This window comes from Streptomyces sp. NBC_00513 (genome assembly GCF_041431415.1).
Taxonomy (GTDB): Bacteria; Actinomycetota; Actinomycetes; order Streptomycetales; family Streptomycetaceae; genus Streptomyces.
This window is the reverse complement of sequence record NZ_CP107845.1, coordinates 3,705,947-3,731,146: the sequence shown is the minus strand read 5'-3', so window position 1 is coordinate 3,731,146 and position 25,200 is coordinate 3,705,947. Positions and strand designations below refer to the sequence as shown.

General features: G+C 72.1%; 16 protein-coding genes, 1 tRNA gene and 1 pseudogene. 15 read left to right on the top strand and 3 right to left on the bottom strand.

Annotated elements, in window-relative coordinates:
- Positions 1-99: 99 nt before the first annotated feature.
- The 8 genes from OHA84_RS17180 (at position 100) to OHA84_RS17145 (ending at position 12,764) form a co-directional block, all read left to right on the top strand.
- On the top strand, positions 100-1,614 hold the full coding sequence (locus OHA84_RS17180) for a methyltransferase (protein WP_266970948.1): 1,515 nt from the start codon (positions 100-102) through the stop codon (positions 1,612-1,614).
- A 170-nt stretch (positions 1,615-1,784) separates the two neighbouring features.
- Positions 1,785-1,982, top strand: coding sequence for a hypothetical protein (locus OHA84_RS17175; protein WP_266970950.1), 198 nt, complete (start codon positions 1,785-1,787; stop codon positions 1,980-1,982).
- A 276-nt stretch (positions 1,983-2,258) separates the two neighbouring features.
- Complete coding sequence (gene topA, locus OHA84_RS17170) at positions 2,259-5,084, top strand: type I DNA topoisomerase (RefSeq protein WP_266970952.1); 2,826 nt, start codon at positions 2,259-2,261, stop codon at positions 5,082-5,084.
- Positions 5,085-5,264: 180 nt separating this feature from the next.
- Positions 5,265-8,486 (top strand): dTMP kinase, encoded by a 3,222-nt coding sequence (tmk, locus tag OHA84_RS17165; protein ID WP_266970954.1) that lies wholly within the window; start codon positions 5,265-5,267, stop codon positions 8,484-8,486.
- Positions 8,487-8,652: 166 nt separating this feature from the next.
- Positions 8,653-9,864, top strand: a complete 1,212-nt coding sequence (locus OHA84_RS17160; RefSeq protein ID WP_053676969.1) for a DNA polymerase III subunit delta' — start codon at positions 8,653-8,655, stop codon at positions 9,862-9,864.
- Positions 9,865-10,073: 209 nt separating this feature from the next.
- Entirely contained in the window at positions 10,074-11,660 is a 1,587-nt protein-coding gene (locus OHA84_RS17155) for an alpha/beta hydrolase (RefSeq protein ID WP_053676882.1), read from the top strand.
- Positions 11,661-11,830: 170 nt separating this feature from the next.
- A tRNA-Thr gene (locus OHA84_RS17150) sits at positions 11,831-11,904 on the top strand.
- Positions 11,905-12,263: 359 nt separating this feature from the next.
- On the top strand, positions 12,264-12,764 hold the full coding sequence (locus OHA84_RS17145; RefSeq protein ID WP_266970957.1) for a GNAT family N-acetyltransferase: 501 nt from the start codon (positions 12,264-12,266) through the stop codon (positions 12,762-12,764).
- A gap of 107 nt (positions 12,765-12,871) precedes the next feature.
- On the opposite strand, the gene OHA84_RS17140 is transcribed toward OHA84_RS17145, so the two are convergent.
- Positions 12,872-14,608, bottom strand: coding sequence for a bifunctional 3'-5' exonuclease/DNA polymerase (locus OHA84_RS17140; protein ID WP_266970959.1), 1,737 nt, complete (start codon positions 14,606-14,608; stop codon positions 12,872-12,874).
- Between the two features lie 94 nt (positions 14,609-14,702).
- On the opposite strand from OHA84_RS17140, the gene OHA84_RS17135 reads away from it, so the two are divergent.
- Positions 14,703-15,872: a DUF2786 domain-containing protein gene (locus OHA84_RS17135; RefSeq protein WP_266970961.1), complete on the top strand. Its 1,170-nt coding sequence runs from the start codon at positions 14,703-14,705 to the stop codon at positions 15,870-15,872.
- 59 nt (positions 15,873-15,931) lie between these two features.
- Here OHA84_RS17135 and tatA read toward each other — a convergent pair whose 3' ends face one another.
- Positions 15,932-16,126 (bottom strand): Sec-independent protein translocase subunit TatA, encoded by a 195-nt coding sequence (gene tatA / locus OHA84_RS17130; protein ID WP_053678496.1) that lies wholly within the window; start codon positions 16,124-16,126, stop codon positions 15,932-15,934.
- A gap of 194 nt (positions 16,127-16,320) precedes the next feature.
- Here tatA and OHA84_RS17125 point away from each other — a divergent pair, with 194 nt between their 5' ends.
- On the top strand, positions 16,321-18,381 hold the full coding sequence (locus tag OHA84_RS17125) for an FUSC family protein (protein WP_053678494.1): 2,061 nt from the start codon (positions 16,321-16,323) through the stop codon (positions 18,379-18,381).
- Positions 18,382-18,673: 292 nt separating this feature from the next.
- On the top strand, positions 18,674-18,919 hold the full coding sequence (locus tag OHA84_RS17120) for a DUF397 domain-containing protein (protein WP_053678492.1): 246 nt from the start codon (positions 18,674-18,676) through the stop codon (positions 18,917-18,919).
- A gap of 133 nt (positions 18,920-19,052) precedes the next feature.
- Here the strand turns inward: OHA84_RS17120 and OHA84_RS17115 are convergent, their stop codons facing one another.
- A complete protein-coding gene (locus OHA84_RS17115) occupies positions 19,053-19,571 on the bottom strand; it encodes an ATP-binding protein (RefSeq protein WP_078998889.1) in 519 nt (172 codons plus the stop codon).
- Positions 19,572-19,922: 351 nt separating this feature from the next.
- Here OHA84_RS17115 and OHA84_RS17110 point away from each other — a divergent pair, with 351 nt between their 5' ends.
- The 4 genes and pseudogenes from OHA84_RS17110 (at position 19,923) to OHA84_RS17095 (ending at position 25,179) form a co-directional block, all read left to right on the top strand.
- Positions 19,923-20,801, top strand: coding sequence for a helix-turn-helix transcriptional regulator (locus tag OHA84_RS17110; protein ID WP_053678488.1), 879 nt, complete (start codon positions 19,923-19,925; stop codon positions 20,799-20,801).
- A 92-nt stretch (positions 20,802-20,893) separates the two neighbouring features.
- Positions 20,894-22,351, top strand: coding sequence for an aldehyde dehydrogenase family protein (locus tag OHA84_RS17105; protein ID WP_053678487.1), 1,458 nt, complete (start codon positions 20,894-20,896; stop codon positions 22,349-22,351).
- Between the two features lie 63 nt (positions 22,352-22,414).
- Positions 22,415-24,481, top strand: a pseudogene (gene mrdA, locus OHA84_RS17100) (penicillin-binding protein 2); the annotation flags it as partial.
- A gap of 143 nt (positions 24,482-24,624) precedes the next feature.
- Entirely contained in the window at positions 24,625-25,179 is a 555-nt protein-coding gene (locus OHA84_RS17095) for a DinB family protein (protein ID WP_053678485.1), read from the top strand.
- The last annotated feature ends 21 nt before the right edge of the window (positions 25,180-25,200 follow it).

Genomic DNA, 25,200 nt, shown 5'->3' with positions numbered 1-25,200 from the left:
CGGTCCGGGGCTGCCCGATCGGGGTCCGGGCGCGTGGTGCGCACCGAATGCCCGGGGTGGGCTGCCGCGATTGCCGGGGGCAGCGGCCACAATGGACGCGTGAGTACCACCAGCCTTCCCTCGCCCGACCGTGCCGCCGCGCTCCGCGCCGCCCTGCTGGCCGCCGGCTTCACCGCCGACGGGCTGCTCGACCTGCTCGGCGCCCCCGCCTACGCCGCGTTGGCCCGCAGCGAGACCGTCCCCGCCCTGCGCGCCACCCGGGGCCGCGCGGACGACCCGCTCGCCGGCCTGGTCCGGCTGTTCCTGCTCCGGCAGCCCGTGCCGTACGGACACGCCCGCGCGGCGCTGCCCGTCGACGCGGCGCTGGAGGACGGGTGGCTGCGGCGGGAGGGCGACGAGGTGTACGCCACCGTCGACGTGCGCCCGTACGGCGGACCGGACGGCGAGGACTGGTTCATCGTCTCCGACCTGGGTTGCGCCGTGGGCGGGGCCGGCGGCATCGGCCGTCGTGAGGAGGGCGTGGTGCTGGGAGTGGGCGGCGCCTCCACGACTTTGGCCGGAATCACCGTCCGCGTCCCCGTGGGCTCGGCGCTCGACGTCGGCACCGGATCGGGCATCCAGGCCCTGCACGCGGCCCGGCACGCGACACGGGTCACGGCCACCGATGTCAACCCGAGGGCCCTGGAGTTCACCCGTTTGACGTTGGCGTTGTCCGGGGAGGCCGAGGCCGAACTGCTCGCCGGTTCCCTCTTCGAGCCGGTCGGCGACACCACCTACGACCTGATCGTGTCGAACCCGCCCTTCGTGATCTCCCCCGGCGCCCGCCTCACGTACCGCGACGGCGGCATGGGCGGAGACGACCTGTGCCGGACCCTGGTCCAGCAGGCCGGTGAGCACCTGAACCCGGGCGGGTACGCGCAGTTCCTCGGCAACTGGCAGCACGTCGAGGGCGAGGACTGGCACGACCGGCTCCGCTCCTGGGTGCCGCGCGGCTGCGACGCGTGGATCGTGCAGCGCGACGTGCAGGACGTGACGCAGTACGCGGAACTGTGGCTGAGGGACGCGGGCGACCACCGCAGCGATCCCGCCGAGTACGAGCGCCGCTACGCGGACTGGCTGGACGAGTTCGAGGCCCGCAAGACCAAGGCGGTCGGCTTCGGCTGGATCACGCTGCGCCGTACGGACGCGGCCGAGCCGTCGATCGTGGTCGAGGAATGGCCGCACTCGGTGGAGCAGCCGCTGGGCGAGGCCGTCCTGGCGCATTTCGCCCGCCAGGACTACCTGCGCGAACACGACGACGCGGCGCTGCTGTCGGGGTACTTCGTCCTGGCCGAGGAGATCGTCCAGGAGCAGGTCGGCGCGCCCGGCGCGGAGGACCCCGAGCATGTCGTGCTCCGGCAGAACCGCGGAATGCGCCGGGCCACGAAGGTGGACACCGTCGGGGCCGGGTTCGCCGGAGTGTGTGACGGCTCACTCAGCGCGGGCCGGATCCTGGACGCCATCGCCCAGCTGATGCAGGAGGACCCGGTGGTGCTGCGGGACCGGACCCCGGAGGCGATCCGGATGCTGGTGGAGCAGGGCTTCCTGGATCCCGTGCGCGATCCCGCGCCGTAGGCCCGGGGCGGGCGTGGCCGGCACGCGGCGCGCGCGACCGGGCGGCGGCGTCGATGTCGAAGCCGTGATGTAACCCTGGGTTCGCCTGCCGTACCTCCTCGGCCGGCAGGCTCCCGGGAAGTGGGATCCGGGGGGATCCCCGAGCGGCCCGGAAGCAAGGGGGGAACGGCATGGAACGCGGTCCGGCGATCTTCTCCGCGCTCGTGTTCCTGCTGTTCGGAGCCGCTCTGCTCGGCTGGACGGGAGCGCGTGCGCTGCACCGTGCGCCGGTGGCCGAGGGCGTACGCCCCGCCGTCGCCGTGCCCCTCGCGCTCCTGTCCGGAGCCGGCTCGCTGGCCCTCGGCGTCTGGTGCCTCCAGCGGTTCTGAGGCGGCCGTCCCGGAAGATGTTCCCCGAGTGGGAAACCCGACGTCGCAAGGGCCGGCGGTGGTGCGCGGGCCGGGGCCAGACGGCCCCCAGGCCACTCTGGCCGGTGACCGTGAGGGGTCCGCCGTGGCATCCGGGCGGCAGAAACGGCACTTGTCGGGTTACCGTTCGAGTGGCCGTTGCGGGCTTGTGCCGTTTGACACGGGTGCGGGTTGTACCGTCACACTCCGCAGCGTCGCCGTACCGCGACCGAGTGCCGACCGGAGAGAAGAGCCAAGTTGTCCCCGACTAGCGAGACCGCAAAGGGCGGCCGCCGACTCGTCATCGTCGAGTCCCCTGCCAAGGCGAAGACGATCAAGGGCTACCTCGGCCCGGGATACGTCGTCGAGGCGAGCGTCGGGCACATCCGCGACCTCCCCAGTGGCGCGGCCGAGGTTCCCGACAAGTACACCGGCGAGGTCCGTCGCCTCGGCGTGGACGTCGAACACGACTTCGCGCCGATCTACGTCGTCAACGCGGACAAGAAGGCCCAGGTCAGGAAGCTCAAGGAGCTGCTGGCCGAGTCCGACGAACTCTTCCTCGCCACCGATGAGGACCGCGAGGGCGAAGCCATCGCGTGGCACCTGCAGGAAGTCCTCAAGCCCAAGGTCCCCGTCCACCGGATGGTCTTCCACGAGATCACCAAGGACGCGATCCGCGACGCCGTCGCCAACCCGCGCGAACTCAACCAGCGCATGGTCGACGCCCAGGAGACCCGACGCATCCTCGACCGCCTCTACGGCTACGAGGTCTCGCCGGTCCTGTGGAAGAAGGTCATGCCGAAGCTGTCGGCGGGCCGCGTCCAGTCGGTGGCCACCCGCCTCGTCGTCGAGCGGGAACGCGAGCGCATCGCCTTCCGTTCCGCCGAGTACTGGGACCTGACCGGCACCTTCGGCACCGGCCGGGCCGGTGACGCCTCCGACCCCTCGACGCTGGTCGCCCGCCTGAACACGGTCGACGGCAAGCGCGTCGCCCAGGGCCGTGACTTCGGTTCGAACGGCAAGCTCAAGAGCGAGGTCCTGCACCTCGACGAGGCCGGCGCCCGGGCGCTCGCCACCTCGCTGGAGAGCGCTTCGTTCGCCGTCCGCTCGGTCGAGTCGAAGCCGTACCGTCGCTCCCCGTACGCCCCGTTCCGCACGACGACGCTCCAGCAGGAGGCCTCGCGCAAGCTCGGCTTCGGTGCGAAGGCGACGATGCAGGTGGCACAGAAGCTGTACGAGAACGGCTTCATCACCTATATGCGTACCGACTCCACGACGCTCTCCGACACCGCGGTGAACGCGGCGCGGGCGCAGGTCACCCAGCTCTACGGAGCCGACTACCTGCCGGAGAAGCCGCGCGTGTACGCCGGCAAGGTCAAGAACGCGCAGGAGGCGCACGAGGCGATCCGACCCTCGGGTGATCGTTTCCGCACTCCGGCCGAGACCGGCCTGACCGGCGACCAGTTCCGTCTGTACGAACTCATCTGGAAGCGGACCGTCGCCTCCCAGATGAAGGACGCGGTCGGAAACTCCGTGACCGTGAAGATCGGTGGACGCGCCGCCGACGGCCGTGACGCCGAGTTCAGCGCGTCCGGCAAGACGATCACCTTCCACGGCTTCATGAAGGCCTACGTCGAGGGCGCGGACGACCCGAACGCCGAGCTCGACGACCGTGAGAAGCGGCTGCCGCAGGTCGCCGAGGGCGACGCGCTGTCGGCCGAGGAGATCACGGTGGACGGCCACTCGACCAAGCCGCCGGCCCGGTACACCGAGGCCTCGCTGGTCAAGGAGCTGGAAGAGCGCGAGATCGGCCGTCCCTCGACCTACGCGTCGATCATCGGCACCATCCTCGACCGCGGCTACGTCTTCAAGAAGGGCACGGCCCTCGTGCCGTCCTTCCTGTCGTTCGCCGTGGTCAACCTGCTGGAGACGCACTTCGGCCGGCTCGTCGACTACGACTTCACGGCGAAGATGGAGGACGACCTCGACCGCATCGCGCGGGGCGAGGCCCAGTCCGTGCCGTGGCTGAAGCGGTTCTACTTCGGCGCCGAGGACGCGTCCGAGGTCGTACCGGCCGACGGCGACCACCTCGGTGGTCTCAAGGAACTCGTCACGGACCTCGGCGCCATCGACGCCCGGGAGATCTCCTCCTTCCCCGTCGGCGAGGGAATCGTGCTGCGCGTCGGCCGCTACGGGCCGTACGTGGAGCGCGGCGAGAAGGACGCCGAAGGCCACCAGCGGGCCGACGTCCCGGACGACATGGCTCCCGACGAGCTGACGGTGGAGTACGCGGAGGAACTCTTCGCGAAGCCGAGCGGCGAGTTCGAGCTGGGCACCGACCCCGTCAGCGGGAACCAGATCGTCGCGAAGGACGGCCGCTACGGGCCGTACGTGACGGAGATCCTGCCCGAGGGCACGCCGAAGACCGGCAAGAACGCGGTCAAGCCGCGGACGGCCTCGCTGTTCCAGTCGATGAGTCTGGACACGGTCACCCTGGACGAGGCGCTCAAGCTGATGTCCCTGCCCAGGGTCGTCGGAGCCGACGCGGAGGGCGTGGAGATCACGGCCCAGAACGGCCGCTACGGCCCGTACCTGAAGAAGGGCACGGACTCGCGGTCCCTGGAGACCGAGGGCCAGCTGTTCTCGATCACGCTGGACGAGGCGCTCGCCATCTACGCGCAGCCGAAGCAGCGCGGACGGGCCGCGGCCAAGCCCCCGCTCAAGGAACTGGGCACCGACCCGGTGAGCGAGAAGCCGGTGGTGGTGAAGGACGGCCGCTTCGGTCCGTACGTGACGGACGGCGAGACGAACGCGACGCTGCGGCGGGACGACGACGTCGAGACGATCACGCCGGAGCGCGGCTACGAACTGCTCGCCGAGAAGCGGGCGAAGGGGCCGGTGAAGAAGACGGCCAAGAAGGCCCCGGCGAAGAAGGCGCCCGCCAAGAAGGCCACGACGACCGCCAAGAAGACGGCGGCCAAGAAGACGACGACGGCGAAGAAGGCCACGGCGACCAAGAAGACGGCCGCGAAGAAGACGGTGGCGAAGAAGGCGACGACCGCTCCGGCGGCGTCGGACGACTAGCCGCGGCTGGCCGCCCGGGGCTGCCGGTCGTCGAAGGGCCCCCGCGCATGCTGCGAGGGGGCCCTTCGGGTTCTCCCGGAGAGGTGGGCGCGGGGCCGGGTGGAGGGGTGGGCGCGGGGTCACACCCGGGGTTGTCCACAGGCCTCCGCAGCCACGAAGCACAGCGGATAGGCTGGGCGGATGACGCGAGCCGAGCAGCCGACGGTCGTGACCGACACCGAGACCGCCGACGAGAACACCACCTACGACGAAGCCCTGGCCGCGGACTCCCGCGAGCGTGCGGTGCGTGCCCTGCTGCGCACCCCCAGACTGCGGCGTTTGTGGAGTGCCCAGTTGGTGAGCGGCATCGGCGATGCCCTCGCCCTGTTGGTCCTGGTGTTGCTCGCCTTTCAGGCGGCGGTCTCCGAGGGAACCTTCGGGGACGGATACCGCGGAGCGGCCCTGGCCGTCGCGGCCGTGTTCGGGGTCCGGGTCGTGGCCACCGTGCTCTTCGGGGCCGTGCTCCTCGGGCCGCTCGCCAAGCTGACCGCCCCCGGGGGCAAGCTCGACCGCCGCTGGACGATGGTCGGCGCCGACGGGGTGCGGATCGCACTGTTCGTCGTCGCCCCGCTCTGGCTGGACTGGATCCCGGCGCACGCCATGACCGCGCTCCTGGCCACCGTCTTCGTGTCCGGGGCCGCCGAACGACTGTGGACGCTGGCCAAGGACAGCGCGGCTCCGGCCCTGCTGCCCCCGCCGCCGCCGGAGGGGGCGACCGTACGGCCGCTCCCGGACCACCTCGACACGCTGCGGCGCCTGACCCTGCGCACCGCCTTCGCGGCGCTGCCCGTCGCGGCCGCCGCACTGCTCGCCTCGACGCTGGTCGGCCGTGCGCTCGGCCTCGGCGTGGAATGGTTCGCCGCGAACCAGGCCGCCCTGGGGTCCTACGTGGCCGCCGGTCTGTTCGCCGCTTCCGTGTCGCTGCTGCTCCCCCTGGTGCTGCCCGGCACGAAGACCCCGCGCCCGCGCTCCCCGCTGGAGGGACTGCGCGCCCCCAAGGCAGGCGACCGTCCCGACAAGGGCCGTACGGGCGCCGTCCCGCTGCTCGTCCTGGCCTCCGCCGCCGTCGCCGGAGCGGTGGCCTCCGCCGCCTCCGTATCCGTACTGCACGGCTTCGACCTGGGCGGCGGACCCGCTTCGTACGCCCTGCTGGTCCTGGCGCTGGTCGGTGGCACCGGCCTCGGCATCCGCGCGACCCAGGCCGGCAAGATCCTTCCCGCCCTGTCGCGGCGCAGGCTGCTCGCCCTCGCCATAGCGGTGACCGGGCTCGCGCTGCTGCTCGTCGGGCTGGTCCCGGACATGGCGACCGGGCTGTTCCTGGCCCTGCTCGCGGGCACGTCCGCCGGTACCGCCGCCCATACCGCGCACACCCTGCTGGACCAGGAGACCGAGGAGTTCCGTCGGGCCCGGGTCACCGAGCACCTCCAGGCCGTCGTGCGGGTGGCCGTGGCCGTCGGGGCGGTGGCCGCCCCGCTGCTGGCCGCCGCGATCGGTCCGCACCGGCTGACCGGCGGCGAGGTCGTCTTCTCGCACGGCGGCGCGGCCTTCACCCTGATGCTGGTCGGCGCCCTGCTGCTGCCCGTCGCCGTGGTGGTGCTGACCAAGGCGGACGACCGCAGCGGAGTACCGCTGCGCCGCGACCTGCGCGAGGCACTGCGCGGTGGGGAACCGCTCCAGGCCGCCTCCGCCACCGGCTTCTTCATCGCCCTGGAAGGCGGTGACGGCGCCGGCAAGTCCACCCAGGTGGAGGCGCTGGCCGACTGGATACGGGGCAAGGGCCACGAGGTCGTCGTCACGCGCGAGCCGGGAGCCACCCCGGTCGGCAAGCGGCTGCGCTCGATCCTGCTGGACGTGTCCTCGGCCGGGCTGTCGAACCGCGCGGAGGCGCTCCTGTACGCCGCCGACCGTGCCGAGCACGTGGACACCGTGGTCCGGCCCGCCCTGGAGCGGGGCGCCGTGGTCATCTCCGACCGCTACATCGACTCCTCGGTGGCCTACCAGGGCGCCGGCCGCGACCTGTCCCCGACCGAGATCGCCCGGATCTCCCGCTGGGCCACGGGGGGACTCGTACCGAACCTGACCGTGCTGCTCGACGTGTCGCCGGAGACGGCCCGGGAGCGATTCACCGAGGCGCCGGACCGGCTGGAGTCGGAGCCCGCGGAGTTCCACCGGCGCGTGCGCTCCGGGTTCCTGACGCTGGCCGCGGCCGACCCCGGGCGCTACCTGGTGGTGGACGCGGGCCAGGACCCGGGCTCGGTGACCACCGTCGTCCGGCACCGCCTGGACCGGATGCTGCCGCTCTCCGAGCAGGAGATCGCCGCGCAGCTCGAAGCCCGACGGCTCGCCGAGGCCGAGGCGAAGCGCAAGGCGGAGGAAGAGGCGGCGCGCAAGGCCGAGGAAGAGCGGTTGCGCGTCGAGACGGAGGCCCGCAAGGCTCGCGAGGCCGAGGAGGCCCGCGTCAAGGCCGAGGCGGAGGCGGCGGAGGCCCGGCGGCTCGCCGAGGCCGAGGCCGTCCGCAAGGCGGAAGAGGAGCGGCAGCGCGTCGCCGAGGAAGCCCGGGCCCGGGCCGAGATCGAGCGACTGCGCGCGGAAGCCGAGGAGAAGGCCCGCGCGGCGGAGGCCGAGCGGCTGCGCGCCCAGGCGGAGGAGGAGGCCAGGCTGCGCGCCGAGGCCGAGGACCGGCGGCTGGAGAAGCAGCGCCGTGCCGAGGAAGCCCTGCTCAGGGCCGAGGAGGCACGCCGGTTGGCGGAGGCCTCGGCCGCCGCCTCGGCGGCTCGGGCGGCTGCCCAGGCCGCCGCCGCTCCGCCGCCCGCCCCGGCACCCGCACCCGCCGACGCCCCGGCGGAGGCGCCCGCGCCGAAGGTCGGGATGCGCAAGGACCCGCACCCGAACGACGCCATCACGGTGGAGACCCCTGTGGTCAAGCGGTTCGTGCAGCCCGACGACGTCACCCAGACGGTGCCCGTGCCGAAGGTCGACCCGGCCGCGGAGACCTCGGTGCTGCCGCCGGTCCGTGACGCGGGCCCGGCCGATGGTCCCGCTCGATCGGCGTCGGCGTCCTCCGGTCAGACCCCGTCCGCCTCCCGGCCGACGGCCCGCCGACCCCAGGAGAACCCCGCCGACCGGGTGCCCTCGGACATCTTCCGGGAGTCGGGGCACCGCGGGCGGGGCGCGAACCCGGACCGCGAGGACGACGTGACCCGCGAGCTTCCCGTCGTCGACGACGAGGGGCGGCCGCGTCGGGCGCCGTCGGACTGGGCCGAGGCGACCCCGATGGACGACCTGCCGACCCTGGCGGACGAACTGCTGGGCTCGCGCAAGGACGACGAGGACGACGAGGACCGCCGGGGTCGCCGCCGCTGAGCGGCCCTCGGCCCTCGGCCCCCGGCCTGAGTGGGCGCTGACAGCGCTGACGGTGCGCGAGACGCTGGCGGTGCGGGCGGTGCGGGCGGTGCGGGCGCCGTCGGTGTCAGTGCCGTCCGTCAGAATGTGCACAGGTACGCACGGACAGTGAAAGGTGGTGGGCGGGATGCCCGTATGGGACGACCTGGTGGGTCAGGAGCGCGTGCAGACGCAACTCGCCGCCGCCGCCCGTGACGCCGACGCGCAGGTCACGGCCACGTCGGACGGGACACCGCTGCCCGCCGGGTCCAGGATGACCCACGCCTGGCTGTTCACCGGCCCGCCGGGATCGGGGCGGGCCACCGCGGCCCGCGCCTTCGCGGCGGCCCTCCAGTGCACCAGCCCCGACCGCGCCCTCGGCGGGGAACCGGGCTGCGGCTTCTGCGACGGCTGCCACACCACGGTGATCGGGACACACGCCGATGTGGAGATCGTCCGTACCGATCTCCTCTCCATCGGTGTGAAGGAGACCCGGGCCCTGGTCCGCCGGGCCCAGTTGTCGCCGGCCGTCGGGCGTTGGCAGGTCATCGTCCTGGAGGACGCCGACCGGCTCACCGAAGGCGCCGGCAACGTCCTGCTCAAGGCCGTGGAGGAACCGGCCCCGCGGACGGTGTGGCTGCTGTGCGCGCCCTCCCTGGAGGACGTGCTGCCCACCATCCGCTCCCGCTGCCGGCACCTGACCCTGCGCACTCCACCCGTGGCCGCCGTCGCCGAGGTGCTGATGCGCCGTGACGGCATCGAGCCCGCCCTCGCCGCCGCGGCCGCCCGTGCGACGCAGGGCCACATCGGCCGGGCCCGCCGACTGGCCACCGACGAAGCCGCCCGATCACGGCGCAACGCCGTGCTCAGACTGCCGCTCCGGGTGAACGACGTGGGCGACTGCCTCAAGGCCGCCCAGGAGCTCGTCGACGCCGCCGCCGAGGACGCCAAGTACCTCGCCGAAGAGGTCGACACCAAGGAGACCGAGGAACTGCGGGCCGCGCTCGGGGCCGGAGCGGGCGCGGGCAGCAGGATGCCGAGGGGGACCGCGGGCGTCATGAAGGAGTTGGAGGACCGGCAGAAGCGCCGCCGCACCCGTACCCAGCGCGACAGCCTCGACTTGGCGCTCACCGACCTCACCGGCTTCTACCGGGACGTGCTGGCCCTCCAACTCGGCTCGGGCCTCGCCATCGCCAATGAGGAGATACGGGCCGACCTGGACCGGATCGCCCGGGACTCGGGCCCGGAGCGCACGCTGCGGCGCATCGAGGCGATCATCGGCTGCCGGGAGGCCCTCGACCGGAACGTGGCCCCGCTGCTCGCCGTCGAGGCCATGACGATGGCGCTGCGCGCGGGCTGACCCCCGAGGCCGGACGGCGCCGGCGGGTGTTGGCCGACCGCCGTTCGCCGTCCGCCGTCCGTTGACCTGTTCACCCGTACGAGCGTTCCTGCGCGGCCGCCGGGACTCTCCCGGCCCGCGCCGGGCGGTGGCCCGTGCCCGGCGCGGCGGTCGGTCGGCCCGGACCGGCGGGCCCGGCCGGGTGCTCCGGCAGGCCTTAGGCTCGCCGCATGGACACCAGTCGCCTGCTGCGCACCACCGGAACCGTGATCGCAGCCGCCGGGCTGCTGCTTGCCGGGTGCACTTCGGAGGGTTCCGGGGGAACCCGCGCCTCCGCGTCCTCGTCCGGGAACACGCCGAAATCCACGGCCGGCACGGCCGCGCCGGGGGCCGTCCCGGCCGCGCTGCGTCCGTACTACGGGCAGAAGCTGAGCTGGCGCGACTGTGGTGTCCCCGGTTTCCAGTGCTCCACCATGAAGGCACCGCTGGACTACGCGAACCCCGGCACCCCCGGTTCGGCGCAGTCCATCGACATCGCGGTGGCCCGCCGCGTGGCCACCGGCCCGGGCAAGCGGCTCGGTTCGCTCGTCGTCAATCCGGGCGGGCCCGGCGGGTCGGGCATCGGGTACCTCCAGGCGTACGCGGGCATCGGCTACCCGGCGGCCGTGCGGGCCCGGTACGACATGGTGTCCTTCGACCCGCGCGGGGTGGAGCGCAGCAGCCCCGTCGAGTGCCTGTCCGGACCGGAGATGGACCGGTTCACCCAGGTGGACCAGACGCCGGACGACAAGGCCGAGCAGGCCCTGCTGGTGGCGGCGTTCAAGAAGTTCGCGGCGGGCTGCAAGACGCGCTCGCAGCGGGTCCTGCCGCACGTCTCCACCGTCGACGCCGCACGCGACATGGACATCCTCAGAGCGGCGCTGGGCGACGAGAAGCTGTCGTACGTCGGGGCCTCGTACGGCACGTTCCTGGGGGCCACGTACGCGGACCTCTTCCCGGGCCGGGTCGGCCGGCTGGTCCTGGACGGGGCCATGGACCCGTCCAGGCCCGCGCTCGAACTCAACCGGGACCAGACGGCCGGGTTCGAGACGGCCTTCCGGTCCTTCGCCAAGGACTGCGCGAAGCAGCCGGAGTGCCCGCTCGGCTCGGGCGACCCGGACGCGGTGGCGCAGCGGCTGAACGAGTTCTTCCGCAAGCTGGACGCCCAACCCGTGCCCTCGGGAGACCCGGCCCGCCCCCTCGGGGAGTCACTGGCGACGACCGGGGTGATCGCCGCGCTGTACGACGAGAGCGCGTGGCCGCAACTGCGCGAGGCGCTCACCTCCGCGATGAACGGCGACGGGGCCGGCCTGCTGGCGCTCGCCGACAGCTACTACGAGCGCGAGGCGGACGGCACGTACGCGAACCTGATGTTCGCCAACGCCGCCGTGAACTGCCTCGACCAGCCACCTGCCTTCTCCGGTCCGGAGGCGGTCCAGGCGGCGCTGCCCTCCTTCGAGAAGGCCTCCCCGGTCTTCGGCGCGGGGCTGGCCTGGGCCTCGCTGAACTGCACGTACTGGCCGGTCAAGGCGACCGGGTCGGCGCGGGCGCTGGAAGCCAAGGGCGCCGCACCGATCGTGGTGGTGGGCACCACCAGGGACCCGGCGACCCCGTACAAGTGGGCGCAGTCCCTGGCGGGGCAGCTCGACTCGGGCACGCTCCTGACGTACGACGGCGACGGGCACACGGCGTACGGACGCGGCAGCGACTGCATCGACACGGCGATCAACACGTACCTGCTGGAGGGCAAGGCGCCGAAGGACGGCACCAAGTGCTGACGGGCCCGCGCACGGCACATCGACCTTCTGCGGGTGACCATTTCAGCCGGGTTTGTGGGTGTTTTCTGAGCCCCGGACAACCCGGTTCAGGGCACCCGGTTTAACCCTGTAGACTTGGCGCCGCTGCTGATGAGAGCGTCCCTTCGGGGGAATTCTCGTCTCCCAGCGGTGCCGCCTTAGCTCAGTTGGCCAGAGCAACGCACTCGTAATGCGTAGGTCTCGGGTTCGAATCCCGAAGGCGGCTCTGTAGAAGCCTCAGGACTCACTCGCCGTGACCTGGGGCTTTTGCTTTTTCCGGGGGCGGGCGGCGCATGCGGCGGCTGGGAACCGCGATCCCGTGCGTGAGCATCCCTCGCGGGAGCGGAGGGGAGCGTTCTGCTCGGTGGGTTTCTTTCGCGTGGTCATGCGGCCCCCTTTCTGCTGCGTGGGCGCGAGTGGCGTGCCCAACGCCTGCCGTGCCGTGTACGCATGGTCCGTTGGAGCGCCGGGCGCCGGTACAGAGGCCGGTGGGGCGCGGGTTGATCTCCGCCGCTCCGACCGCGTGTGGGGTGTGCCGCCCGCGGACTAGGGTCGTCCGCGAGGAACGGACGAGGGAGAACAGACATGCACGGTCAGCCGGCGGAGCACGCCACCCGGTCCCCGCAGGAAGGCGCCGGGGTCGTCCTGCGCGTCGCGGGCGAGGCGGACGTCCCGATCGCCGCCGAGTTGTTCCGCGGTTATCTGGACTTCTACGAGGTGACCGTCGAGGACCCCGACCAGCCGCGCGCCTTCCTCGCCGAACGCATCCGCAAGGACGAGTCGCTCGTCCTGCTCGCCGATGTCCCGGAGATCGGAACGGTCGGCTTCGCCCAGGTGTACCGCACCTTCTCCTCGCTCTCCATGCGGCCGATCTGGATCCTCTACGACTTGTACGTCGCCCCGGCCGGCCGGCGTACCGGCGCGGGCCGGGCGCTGCTGCGCGAGGTCCTGCGCCGCGCGGCCGAGGCCGGGGTCGCAGGCGTACAGCTGGAGACCGCCTACGGCAACCACATCGCCCAGGGGCTGTACGAGTCGGAAGGGTTCGAACGCGACGCGTTCCACGTCTACTTCCACGGCCTCGACTGACCCGCTTCCGCCCCGCCCCCGCTCCCGAGCGCCAAGGGCCGAACGGCCAACGCCCCGAACGCCCGTCGTGCCGGCCGTGTTTCACGTGAAACATCGCCGTGGGGCGCTCACTTCGCGTCGGCGTAGCACTCCACGACCGCCGTGGTGAACGGGAACCGGACCGGCGTGTCGCCGAAGGCGATCCGCCCGGCCCGGTCACCGGCCGCGCGGATGGCCTCCGCGACGGCCTCGGCCTCCTCCGCCGGGCAGTGCACGATGACCTCGTCGTGCTGGAAGAACACCAGCTCGGCCCGCATTCCGGCGGCGGCGATGGACTGCCGCAGCGCCGCGAGCAGCAGCAGCGCCCAATCCGCCGCACTGCCCTGGACGACGAAGTTCCGGGTGAACCGGCCGCGCGCGCGGGTGTTGGTGGAGGCGTAGCTCGGGGTCCAGCCGTCGTCCCGGTCCTGCGGCATGCCTGCCTCGCCGTCCGGGTCCGTGTCGGCGACGGAGACCGGAGGCGGGCAGGTCCGGCCGAGCCAGGTCCGTACGAGCCGCCCCTCCTCTCCGGCCCGGGCGGCGTCGTCCACGTACGCCACGGCCCGGGGGAAGCGGCGCCGGAGGGCGGCCAGGTTCTTGAGGCCGTCGCCCGAGGTCTGCCCGTACACCGCGCCGAGGACGGCCAGTTTGGCCATGTCCCGGTCCCCGGAGAAGCCCTGCCGGGAGATGGCCGTGTAGAGGTCCTCGGGACGGCCCGCGACTTCCATGAACGCCGGGTCGCGGGAGATCGCGGCCAGCACCCGGGGCTCCATCTGGTCGGCGTCCGCGACGACGAGCCGCCAGCCGGGGTCCGCGACGACGGCACGCCGGATCACCTTGGGGATCTGCAGGGCTCCGCCGCCGTTGGTGACCCAGCGGCCGGTCAGGGTGCCTCCGGGGATGAACTCGGGGCGGAAACGGCCGTCGTGGACCCAGTCCGCGAGCCAGGACCAGCCGTGGGCGGTGTGGATCCGGTACAGCTTCTTGAACTCGACCAGCGGTTTCACGGCCGGGTGGTCCAGTTCCTGGATTTCCCAGCGGCGGGTGGACTTGAGCTTGATCCCGGTCTCGGCGAAGGCCTTGATGACGTCGGCGGGCAGATCGGGGCGCACCCGGCGACCGAACGCGGCCGACACCTCGTCGGCCAGCTCGGCGAGTCGGCGGGGCTGCCCGCTGCCCGCGTACCGCTCGCCGAGCAGCTCGGTGAGCAGGGCGCGGTGCGTGTCGGCCCGCCAGGGAAGCCCGGAGCGGTGCATCTCGGCGGCCACCAGGAACGCGGCCGACTCGGCCGTGGTGAGCAGCCGCATCCGGTCGGGGTGGGCGGTGGCGTCGTGCCGTTCCACCTGGTCGGCGTGGACGGCGAGCAGGGCGTCCAGCGGGACCGGGGCGGGCTGCGGGTCGAAGAGGGAGTCCTGGGCACCGGGTTCGGCGGCCCGCTGCGGGGGATCCGGCGGAACGGGCCTGCCCTCCAGCCGGGCCCAGGCGGCGGCGGCCGAGCGGGGCTCGCCGAAGCGGCCCTCGTGGCGGAGCAGCAGCAGTTCGGCGTTCTCGATGTCGTAGCACCGCTCGATGCGGACCCCGGCGGCGAGCAGGCGCGGATACACGGCGGCGGTGGACCGCCATACCCACCGGGTGCCGTCCGGCGCCGCCCGTACGGCCTCGGCGACCTGCCGCGCGCGCACCGCCGACGCCCCGGCCGTCAGGGCCCCGCCACCACCGCCACCGCCACCACCGCCATCGCCACCGCCGCCGGGCGCGATGGGGGCGGCGTGCCACCAGCCGTCTCCGTCCTCGGCGAGGGCCCAGCGGGGGGTGCGGTCGGTCATGTCCGCGAGTGTCCCACCGGGGTGTGACAGGGGTCCCGCACCCCTGTCCGACCTGCGCGGCGGTGGCCCCGGTGGGCCGTGCCAAGCTGGAGCGGTGAGAGACATCGTCGACCGTGCCTGCGAAGCCGCCCTGTACGCCGAAGGCGACAGTGGCCTGGACACCGGAGCCTCGCTGCTCGCCGCCGACACGGCCCGCTGGAGCGGGGCCGCGCGGGAGCTGCTGGCACGCGGGGAGGGGTACGTACGGCAGGCCTGGGAGCGGGGCTGGCGGCCGGCCGACGTGGTGCGACTGGTGCGCCGGGACCTCGACGAGACGCACGTGCGGATCACGGAGGACCTGGTCGCCGCCGAGGCGCGGCGGTACGCGCGCCTGCCCGAGCGGTGGACCGACGCCGAGGTGTGGTGGGGGGACGACACCGGGTACGGAGACGCCCTCGCGGCGCGGGAGCGGACGGACCGGTTCTCCCTGGCGACCTCCGTCCTGGAGGTGTTCCGGCTGCTGATCCGACTGCCCTCCATCGAGCCCGTCGGGCCGCTTCCCGGCGACCCGGCGGACGCCCTGGAGCACACCCACATCGAGCCCCGCATGCTGGGGCGGATCCGCGCGCTGCTGGCGAAGGCCGAGGCGACGAACTTTCCCGAGGAGGCCGAGGCGCTCAGCGCGAAGGCCCAGGAGCTGATGGCCCGGCACACGGTGGACGAGGCCCTGCTGGCCGCGCGCGGCGCCGGACCGGACCGGCGGCCCGGCGCCTGCCGGATCGGGGTGGAACCCCCGTACGAGGAGGCCAAGGCGGTACTGCTGGACGCGGTCTCCACCGCGAACCGCTGTCGGGCGGTGTGGAACAGCGGCTTCGAGTTCTCCACGGTGGTCGGCTTCGAGAGCGACCTGGAGGCGGTGGAACTGCTCTACACCTCGCTGCTGGTGCAGGGGACGGCGGCGATGACCCGGGCGGAGGCGGCGCAGCGCTCCGGCGGACGCAAGCGAACCAAGACGTTCCGGCAGTCGTTCCTGTTGGCGTACGCGAGCCGGCTGGGTCAGCGGCTGGCAGAGACGGCCGAGCACACCGCCTCCGAGGCCCCCGACAACCTGCCCGCCCTGGTGGCCCGCGACGTGGCGGTCACCTCCCGGGCCGAGGAGATGTTCCCCCGTACGACCACGACCCGGCTGCGCGGTGCCACCGACCTGGCGGGATGGGAGGACGGCACGGCGGCCGCCGACCGGGCAAGAGTGGGCGGCGGCGAGCGCCGCTCCCTGCGGGGGTGAGCCTCGCCGCCCTGCCCGTTTCGCCCTGACACCCCCCAGCCCCGCCCAGCCGCCCCGCCTCAGTGCCCCGTCGGGGGCGTCGGGCCCGGCGCGGGGGAGTCCTCCGCGCGCAATGCCCGCGTCTCCGACTTCAGGATCCGCATGGACCGGCCCAGCGAGCGGGCCATGTCGGGCAGCTTCTTCGATCCGAACACCAGCAGGCAGACGACGAGCAGCACGATCAGGTGCCAGGGCTCAAGGGCGTTGCGGAGCATGAAGTACCCACCTTTCGGACGATCGCGGTCGTGAGGGTCGTGAGGGTCGTGGCGGTCGTGAGGAGTGTGAGGGTCGTGAGGAGTGTGACGGTCGTGAGGGTCGTGCCGGTTGTGATGATCCGCCTTATGGAACAGCCATGTGCCATACCTGTACAAATCTGAAGAAGTCCTGAAAGGGCTCTAGGCTCGACCCCATGAGCTGGCTCCGGGCGCTGAAGCACACCGCCCGGACCGGCATGAAGGTCGAACGCACCCGCCTCGAACCGCTCGTCGCCCTTCGCGCAGCCATCGGCCTCGCGATCGTGATCGGCTTCGGGCTCGCCTTCCTGGGGCCAGGAGCGGCCGCCAGCTCCGCCTTCGGCGCCTTCATGGCCGCCATCGCCACCTTCCAGAAGAGCTGGCGCCCCCGCCCCGTCCTCGCCCTCGCCTCCGGGCTGACCCTGGCCGTCTCCACCTTCGTCGGTTACCTCATCGGCTCCTCGCACACGGGCCTGTTCCTCGCCCTGCTCGCCGTCTGGACCTTCGCGGCGGGCCTGCTCTGGGCGGCCGGTCCCACCGCCGGGATCATCGCCTCCGGCAACGTCGCGGTCATGCTCGTCACCGTGACCCTGCCGACCTCCGTCGCGCAGGCCGCCGGGCACGCCGCGATGATCGCCGCCGGCGGGGTGGTGCAGGCCCTGCTGATCGTGCTGTTCCCGATCCGTCGCTGGGGCGCCCAGCGCGACGCCCTGGCCGACGCCCTCGCCGCCGAGGCCGACTACGCCCGCCGGCTGCGCCACGACCCCGTCTGCGCCTTCGACCCGCAACCCCTGATGCGGGCCCGGGACGCCGCCACCGTGACCGCGCGTCAGGCCCGCCGCCGGCCCGCCGAACTGCACGGGGCGCGGGGGCTCGCCGAACGGGTCCGGCCCGTCCTGGCCTCCCTCGCCGACCCGGCCGTCGGGGCGCCGGCCGAGGGCCCGGCGCGGGACCGGGTACGGGAACTGCTGGACGCCGCCGGCACGGTGCTGGACGCCGCCGCGCGGGCGATCCGGCACGGGGACCCGGTACGCCTGCCCGCGCCGGCCCTGGCCGTGCTGAAGTCCCCCGACACGGCGGACCTCCTCACCGGCGCGCCGCAGCGGGCCGCGCGCCGGCTCGCCGCGCTGCTGGACGACGTGCTGGAGACCGCCGAGCCCCGCTCCGGCCGGCTCGTCGCCCCCGACGAGTCGATGCTGCGGCCGACCCTCACCGCGCTGGTGCCGACGGTCCTGAGGTCCGTACGGGCCGAACTGCACCCGGACTCGCCGATCCTGCGGCACGCCGTGCGCGTCACCGTCGTGGCCTGCGCGGGCTACCTCATCGGGCAGGTCCTGCCGTTCGGGCACGGCTACTGGGCTCCGATGGCCTCCGTCATGATCATGCGGCCGGACTTCAGCCAGACGTACGCGCGGGCCGTGGCCCGCTTCACCGGAACCCTCGTCGGGGTCGCCGTCGCCACCGGCATCGTGCAGCTCGCGCAGCCGGGGATGTACCTGTCCGGGTTCCTCGCGGTGGTCAGCGCGGGCCTCATGTACGTCCTGATGCGCACCGGCTACGCCGTCTCGCAGGTCTGCGTCTCCGCGTACGTCGTGTTCCTGCTCGGCATGGGCGGTGTCCGCTGGGACCAGACCGTGCCCGACCGGGTCGCGCTCACCCTGGTCGGCGGACTCCTCGCGATGCTCGCCTACGCCCTCTACCCGGCCTGGGAGACCCCGAGGCTGCGGACCCGCCTCGCCGACTGGATCGCGGCCGACGGACGGTACGCGGCGGCCGTGCTCGGGCACTACGCGGCCCCGGCCGACGCCCGGCGGGCCGACGTGCGCACCGCCCTGCTGGCCGCCCGGGACGCCCGGATCGACTGGCAGGACGCCGTGGACCGGGCGGCCGGGGAACCGGTGCGCCACCGCGGCCTGTCCCGTGCGGCGGCCGACGGCGCGGGCGAGGCGGTGGCCGCCTTCGGGCGCAACGCGATGCTGTTGGAGGCCCACCTGCCGGACCGCTCCCAGGCGCCGGTGCCCGGTGCGGCGGCCCTGGCCGAGGCGGTGCGTGCCGACAGCGAGGCGGGGGCGAAGGCGGTACGGGAGCGGGGTGTGCCGGGCTGGGAGCGCGTGCGCGCGCTCGTGTCGGAGGAGGGTGCGCCGGTGTGGGGCGCCCGGGACCCGGGTGTTCTGCGCGCGGCCGGTGTGCAGCTCCTGGAGGCGCTGGACGAGGTGTCCGAGGCGCTGCGGACCTGAGGGCGCGGGTCCACCGCGCCCGCCTCCCCGTGCACCGACGCGGGCCCACCGCCGTTGCCTTCCCGGTCACCGACGGCCGGAGGGAGGCCCCCCGCGCGAATGCGCCGGTCCCTCCCGGGAGAATGCGGGGGGCGCTCCCACGGCGAATTCGAGGGTCGCTCCCGTGACGAAAGTGACGGGGGGTCCGGTGACGACCACAGCACCCTCCGTGCACGTGCATCTGCCCATGCAGCTGCTTATGAACACAGCTATGATCCGGTGCAGTTGACATCTGCACTATCGGGGGCTTCCTGTGGACCACGCGTACAACGGGATGGCAGCTGCAGAACTCGCTTCCTTGTACGGGCTGACCTGGCAGAAGAGCAGACACAGCAACTCGCAAGGTTCCTGTGTCGAGTTCGCGAGACTGCCGGGCGGCGATGTCGCCATGCGCAATTCGCGATTCCCGGACGGTCCGGCTCTGGTCTACACGCCGGCGGAGATAGAGGCGCTGCTCCTGGGCGTCAAGGACGGCGAGTTCGACCACCTGATCGCCTGATCGGAACAGCGCAATGATCAAGCCATGCACGTGCACTGGCCGGGACTGATCGAAAGGATCAATCCCGGCCGGTTGCCGTTCATGCGCCGAATCGCCCCGCCGGCGAACGCGAGCGAACGCGGCTGAGCGCGGGTCAGTCCTGGAGCATGAAGAGCGCCCAGACGACCTTGCCCGTCAGGCGCCCGGCGAGCGGGTGCCAACCCCAGCTGTCGCTGTACGAGTCCACCAGGAACAGCCCACGCCCGGACTCCAGGTCGAAGTTCTCCTCGGTCCGCTCCGGCGAGAACGCCCCGCCCGGCCGGTCCTCGCTGGGGTCCCGCACGGCGCACACCAATCGGGTGCTCCAGCGCATCAGGTGCAGCCGAACCGGCGGCTCCGGCACGTCCGAACCCGGGCGTCCCGCCCTGTCCTCGTCGGGCAGGGCATGGCGCAGCGCGTTGGTGACGAGCTCGGAGACGACGAGGGAGACATCGTCGAACCGGTCGTCGAGGCCCCACTGGGACAGCGTCGACCGGGTGAACGAACGGGCCCCGCGCACGGCCTCGAAGCGGGCGGGCAGGGCACAGGAGGCGGACCCGGAGACAGCCGTGGGGTCGACCGGGGGCAGCCCCTGCCGTAACGGCTCGAGCATGGTCGATCCATTCGTCCCCATGCGAGGCACTCCCGGGATTCGCGGACGGAGCGGCGGCTGTCGTCCAGAAAGAACTGCGGGGTGGGTCGGTCCGGCTCCTGCGCGAAGAAGAACGCAGGTGCGCGGGACCATCGTTCCGAATGCCGAAGCCGGATGCAAGGGCAGATGCACGTGCACGCGCCGGACCTGTCCCCTCCCGTGACGGTTCTTGCTCATTTCTTCCTACGCATACTTACGGACTTCTTTTCCGGGACGCCGGATTCCGTTACAGAACGAGTACGGGTCATAGCGTTTTGGTGGCAGACTGCGGGCCCTGGGGTTCGGGGGCCCCGGGACGCGACACACCGCGCAGACCACGCGCACACCATTGCGATGGGGAGGGCAGGACTAGTGACCGCAGACGCCGGCGGTTCCGTGGTGCGCCGCATCCTCCTGGGCTCACAACTCAGGCGACTCCGAGAATCCCGCGGCATCACCCGTGAGGCGGCCGGCTACTCGATCCGCGCATCCGAATCGAAGATCAGCCGCTTGGAGTTGGGAAGGGTGAGCTTCAAGGCAAGAGACGTCGAAGACCTCCTGACGCTCTACGGAGTGACCGACGGCGCGGAGCGGGAGTCCCTCCTGGGACTGGTCCGCGAGGCCAACGCCGCGGGTTGGTGGCACAGCTACGGCGACGTGCTGCCGGGGTGGTTCCAGACGTACGTCGGACTGGAGGGCGCCGCCTCGCTCATCCGCATCTACGAGGTCCAGTTCGTCCACGGACTGCTACAGACCGAGGCCTACGCGCACGCCGTCGTCAAGCGCGGCATGCCCGGAGCCACGGCCGGCGAGATCGACCGCCGCGTCGCCCTGCGCCTGGAGCGTCAGAAGGTCCTCGTGTCGGAGAGCGCCCCGGTCTTCCACGCCGTCCTCGACGAGGCCGCGTTGCGCCGCCCCTACGGCGACCGCGACGTGATGCGCGGGCAGTTGGAACACCTCATCGAGGTCTCGCAGCGGCCCAACGTGCAACTTCAGGTCATGCCCTTCTCCTTCGGCGGGCACGCGGGCGAGAGCGGAGCCTTCACCCTGCTGCGATTCCCGGAGTCCGATCTCCAGGACATCGTGTATCTGGAACAGCTCACCAGTGCCCTCTACCTGGACAAAGAAGAGGAAGTGGGTCAGTACACGCGGGCCATGGAGCGGCTCCAGGAGGACTGCCCCGACGCGGACCGGACCCGCGATCTCCTGCGCGGACTGCTCCAACTGTCTTGATCCGCACGTACTATGACGTCTGATCAGTGCATGGCGATGACCGATCGGTCTCCGGTGCAGCGCACGGGTGCGCGCTCGCAGTAAGGGATGGCATGTCCATATTCGACGACCTGGCTCACCAGTACATCGACGGCGAATGGCTGGCCGGCACCGGTTCGTGGGACATCATCGACGTCAACCCGTACAACGGGGAGAAGCTCGCGGCCATCACCGTGGCCACCGTCGAGCAGGTGGACCAGGCCTACCGCGCCGCCGAGCGCGCCCAGAAGGAATGGGCCACCACCAGCCCCTACGCGAGACGCGCCGTCCTGGAGCGGGCCCTGCGGATCACCGAGGAGCGCCGCAAGGAAATCGTCGAGGCGATGATCGACGAGCTCGGCGGGACGCGTCCCAAGGCCGAGTACGAGGTCGACCTCGCGATGGAGTTCATCCGCGAGGCGATCCAACTCGCCGTCCGCCCCGAGGGCCGCGTGCTGCCCTCCCTGGTCGCGGGCAAGGAGAACCGCGTCCAGCGGCTCCCCGTCGGCGTCGTCGCGGTCATCAGCCCCTTCAACTTCCCCTTCCTGGTCACGCTCAAGTCCGTCGCCCCGGCCCTGGCCCTCGGCAACGCCGTCCTGATCAAGCCGAACCAGAACGCGCCCGTGATCGGCGGCGGGGTCATCGCCAAGATCTTCGAGGACGCGGGCCTCCCGGCCGGCCTCCTCAACGTCCTGGTCACCGACATCGCCGAGATAGGCGACGCGATCCTCACCCACCCCGTCCCGAAGGTGATCTCCTTCGCCGGCTCGGACCGGGTCGGACGCCACGTCGGCGCGGTCGCCGCCCGCCACTTCAAGCGGACCGTCCTGGAACTCAGCGGCAACAGCGCGCTGGTCGTCCTCGACGACGCCGATCTCGACTACGCGGTGGACGCGGCCGTCTTCAGCCGGTTCGTGTACCAGGGCCAGGTCTGCATGGCCGCCAACCGCATCCTCGTCGACGCCTCGGTCGCCGAGGAGTTCACCGCGAAGTTCACCGCGCGGGTGCGCGGCCTGAAGACCGGTGACCCGCGCGAGGCCGACACCCACATCGGCCCGCTGATCAACTCCTTCCAGGCCGACGCCCTCACCGCGCTCGTGGACCGCGCCGTCGAGTCCGGCGCGCAGGCGCTCGTACGAGGGTCTACGCGCGGCAACCTCGTCGAACCGACCGTGCTGGCCGGCCTCCCCGAGGACTCCCCGCTGCCGGCCCAGGAGATCTTCGGCCCGGTCGCGCTGCTGATGGTCTTCGACGGCGAGGACGAAGCGGTCCGGCTCACGAACGCGACCCCGTACGGGCTCAGCGGAGCGGTGCACACGCGCGACGTGGAACGCGGGGTCCGCTTCGCGCAGCGGATCGAGACCGGGATGATCCACGTCAACGACTCCACCATCGGCGACGAGCCGCTGGCGGCCTTCGGCGGCGAGAAGGCCTCGGGTCTGGGCCGGCTGAACGGCGAGGCCACGGTGGAGGCCTTCACCACCCAGAAGTGGATCTCGGTGCAGCACGGACGGACGCAGTTCCCGTTCTAGGCGGGGCTCCTCTTAGACTCGGCCGGGCAAGCTGCAGGCGCGCACGTCCCGGGGAGAGCCGAGTTGACCAACATTCCGGAGACCGGGCGGACCCAGCGGGTCCAGAACCGCCTCGTGATCATCCAGATAGTGGTCTTCTCGCTGCTGCTGACGCTCGGCGGGCGCCTCTGGTACCTCCAGATCCGCAACGGCCAGGAATACACGGACGAGGCGAAGAACAACCACACCCAGCAGGTGGTCCAGCCCGCCGTGCGCGGTTCCATCCTCGACTCCCGAGGGGTCCCGCTGGCCGACAACGAGACCCGCATGGTGGTCTCCGCCAGCCGCACCGACCTGTCGAAGATGAAGGACCGCGGCAAGGACGTCCTGACCCGTCTCGCCGGGGTCCTCGGCCTCGACGCCGCCGAGGTCACCGACAGCGTCCGACTGTGCGACGCCAAGACCCCCAAGCCCTGCTGGAACGGTTCCCCGTACCAGCCGATCCCCATCACCGACGAGGCGACCACCGAGCAGGTCCTGGAGATACGCGAGCACGCCGAGCAGTTCCCCGGCATCACCGCCGAACCCACCGCCCTGCGCCGCTACGCCGCCCCCGACCAGGCCAACACCTCACAGGTGCTGGGCTACCTCTCGCCGGTCACCGACGAGGAGATCACCAAGGCCAAGAACTCGGACTCCCCCTACCTGCGCTCCGACCAGGTGGGCCGCTCCGGCCTGGAGCGCACGTACGACAAGGACCTGCGCGGCAAGGCCGGCGTGACCCACTACGAGGTGGACAACCTCGGCCGGGTCATCGGTCAGGCCGAGAGCGTGAAGCCGCAGCCCGGATCGAACGTCGTCACCTCGATCGACTCGCGGGTGCAGGCCGTCGCGGAGCGGGAACTGAACGGCGCGATGATCGAGGCCCGCAAGGGCTACGACAAGAACACGCACCGCAACTACGAGGCCGACTCCGGCGCCGTCGTCGTCATGGAGTCCAAGACCGGCCGGATCGTCGCGATGGCCTCCAACCCGACCTACGACCCCAACGCCTGGGTCGGCGGGATCTCGGCCAAGGACTACAAGGCCCTCACCGAGAAGGGCTCCAACTACCCGCTGCTGAACCGGGCCATCCAGGGCCAGGCCGCCCCCGGCTCCATCTTCAAGGTGGTCACCTCCACGGCCGCCGTGAACGCCGGCTACCCGTTCAACGGCCGCTACCCCTGCCCCAGCTCCTACTCGGTGGGCAACCAGACCTTCACCAACTTCGAGTCCCAGGGCTACGGGGACATCACCATCGGCAAGGCCCTCGAAGTCTCCTGCGACACCGTCTACTACGGCATCGCGGACCGCGAGTGGAAGAAGGACGGCGGCATCAAGCCCAAGAAGAACCCCGAGGACTGGTTCTTCAAGACGGCCCACGAGTTCGGCCTGGGCAAGCGCACCGGCATCGACCTGCCCAGCGAGGTGCCCGGCCGGGTCCCCGACCGGCAGTGGAAGAAGGACTTCTTCGAGGCGAGCAAGGCCGCCTGGTGCCGGGACGGCAAGAAGGACGGCACCTACGGCGAGCGGATCGCCTACGAGAACTGCCGCCAGGGCAACCAGCTCCGCGAGGGCGACGCGATCAACTACTCCATCGGTCAGGGCGACACCCTCGTCACCCCGCTCCAGATGGCCTCCGTCTACGCGGCCATCGCCAACGGCGGGACCCTGCACCAGCCCGCCGTCGGCAAGGCCGTCATCAGCCCCGACGGCACCTCGGCCCGGGAGATCGCGCCCAAGGAACTGGGCCGCCTCCCCATGGACGGGAAGCTCCGGGACAACATCGACCAGGCCCTGGCCTCCGTGGTCACCGACGGCAGCGCCGCCTGGCGCTTCGGCGGCTGGCCGCAGAAGCAGATCCCGATGCACGCGAAGACCGGTACCGCCGAGGTCCAGGGCAAGCAGACGACCTCGTGGTTCGCCTCGTACACCGCCGACTACTCGATCGTGATGACGATCTCGCAGGGCGGCACCGGCTCCGGGGCCTCGGGCCCGGCGGTCCGCAACATCTACGAGGCCATGTACGGCCTCGACGACGCCGGCAAGCAGGACCTGTCCAAGGCCCTCCTGCCCAAGCCCCGCACGGAGCTACCGGCGATCAAGCCGGAAGCCCGCTAGGCGGCACGGCACCCGCGCGGGCATCGGGAGGAACCGGTGCCCGACGCCGACCCATCGCGGACAGAAGCTGTCCGCAACCCTTCGTAACGTGTCTCTCGTCAGCAGAAGCGCACGAAACGAAGGCGGTCGGTTCCATGGTCACCCACGTCCCCGCAGAGGCCCACGGCGACGAGCGCGGCGCGCTGCTCTCCTTCGTGGAGGCCCAGCGCGGCGCCCTGCGCCGCTCCCTCCTCGGTCTGACCGAGGAACAGGCCGCGAGCCGTCCCAGCGCGAGCGAGCTGTCCCTGTCGGGGCTGCTCAAGCACGTCGCGGAGACGGAACTGAACTGGCTGCGGATGGCCCAGCGGAAGCCGAACGAGAAGCAGCGCACCGAGCAGACCTGGGGCGACGGTTTCCGCCTCGTCGAGGGCGAGTCCGTCGCCGCGATGTCGGCCTTCTGGGACGGCGTCGCCGCCGAACTGGAGGAGTTCGTCCGTGCGGTGCCGAGCCTGGACGACACCTTCCCGCTGCCCGAGGCGCCCTGGTTCCCCAAGGAGGGTCGGGTCTCGATGCGCTGGTTGCTGATGCACCTCGTGGAGGAGCACGCCCGGCACGCGGGCCACGCCGACATCGTCCGCGAGTCCCTGGACGGCAGGACCGCCTTCGAGCTGGTGGCCATGGAGAGCGGCGAGACCCGCGACCGCGGCTGACGCGGCGCGCGGGCTTGCACC

Coding starts and splice junctions, on each gene's coding strand:
- OHA84_RS17140 (WP_266970959.1), bottom strand. CDS start 14,608: ATGACCGACCGCACCCCCCGCTGGGCCCTCGCCGAGGACGGAGACGGC.
- OHA84_RS17115 (WP_078998889.1), bottom strand. CDS start 19,571: ATGGGGACGAATGGATCGACCATGCTCGAGCCGTTACGGCAGGGGCTG.
- OHA84_RS17175 (WP_266970950.1), top strand. CDS start 1,785: ATGGAACGCGGTCCGGCGATCTTCTCCGCGCTCGTGTTCCTGCTGTTC.
- OHA84_RS17155 (WP_053676882.1), top strand. CDS start 10,074: ATGGACACCAGTCGCCTGCTGCGCACCACCGGAACCGTGATCGCAGCC.
- OHA84_RS17125 (WP_053678494.1), top strand. CDS start 16,321: ATGAGCTGGCTCCGGGCGCTGAAGCACACCGCCCGGACCGGCATGAAG.
- tmk (WP_266970954.1), top strand. CDS start 5,265: ATGACGCGAGCCGAGCAGCCGACGGTCGTGACCGACACCGAGACCGCC.
- OHA84_RS17095 (WP_053678485.1), top strand. CDS start 24,625: ATGGTCACCCACGTCCCCGCAGAGGCCCACGGCGACGAGCGCGGCGCG.
- tatA (WP_053678496.1), bottom strand. CDS start 16,126: ATGCTCCGCAACGCCCTTGAGCCCTGGCACCTGATCGTGCTGCTCGTC.
- OHA84_RS17110 (WP_053678488.1), top strand. CDS start 19,923: ATGGGGAGGGCAGGACTAGTGACCGCAGACGCCGGCGGTTCCGTGGTG.
- OHA84_RS17145 (WP_266970957.1), top strand. CDS start 12,264: ATGCACGGTCAGCCGGCGGAGCACGCCACCCGGTCCCCGCAGGAAGGC.
- OHA84_RS17105 (WP_053678487.1), top strand. CDS start 20,894: ATGTCCATATTCGACGACCTGGCTCACCAGTACATCGACGGCGAATGG.
- OHA84_RS17160 (WP_053676969.1), top strand. CDS start 8,653: ATGCCCGTATGGGACGACCTGGTGGGTCAGGAGCGCGTGCAGACGCAA.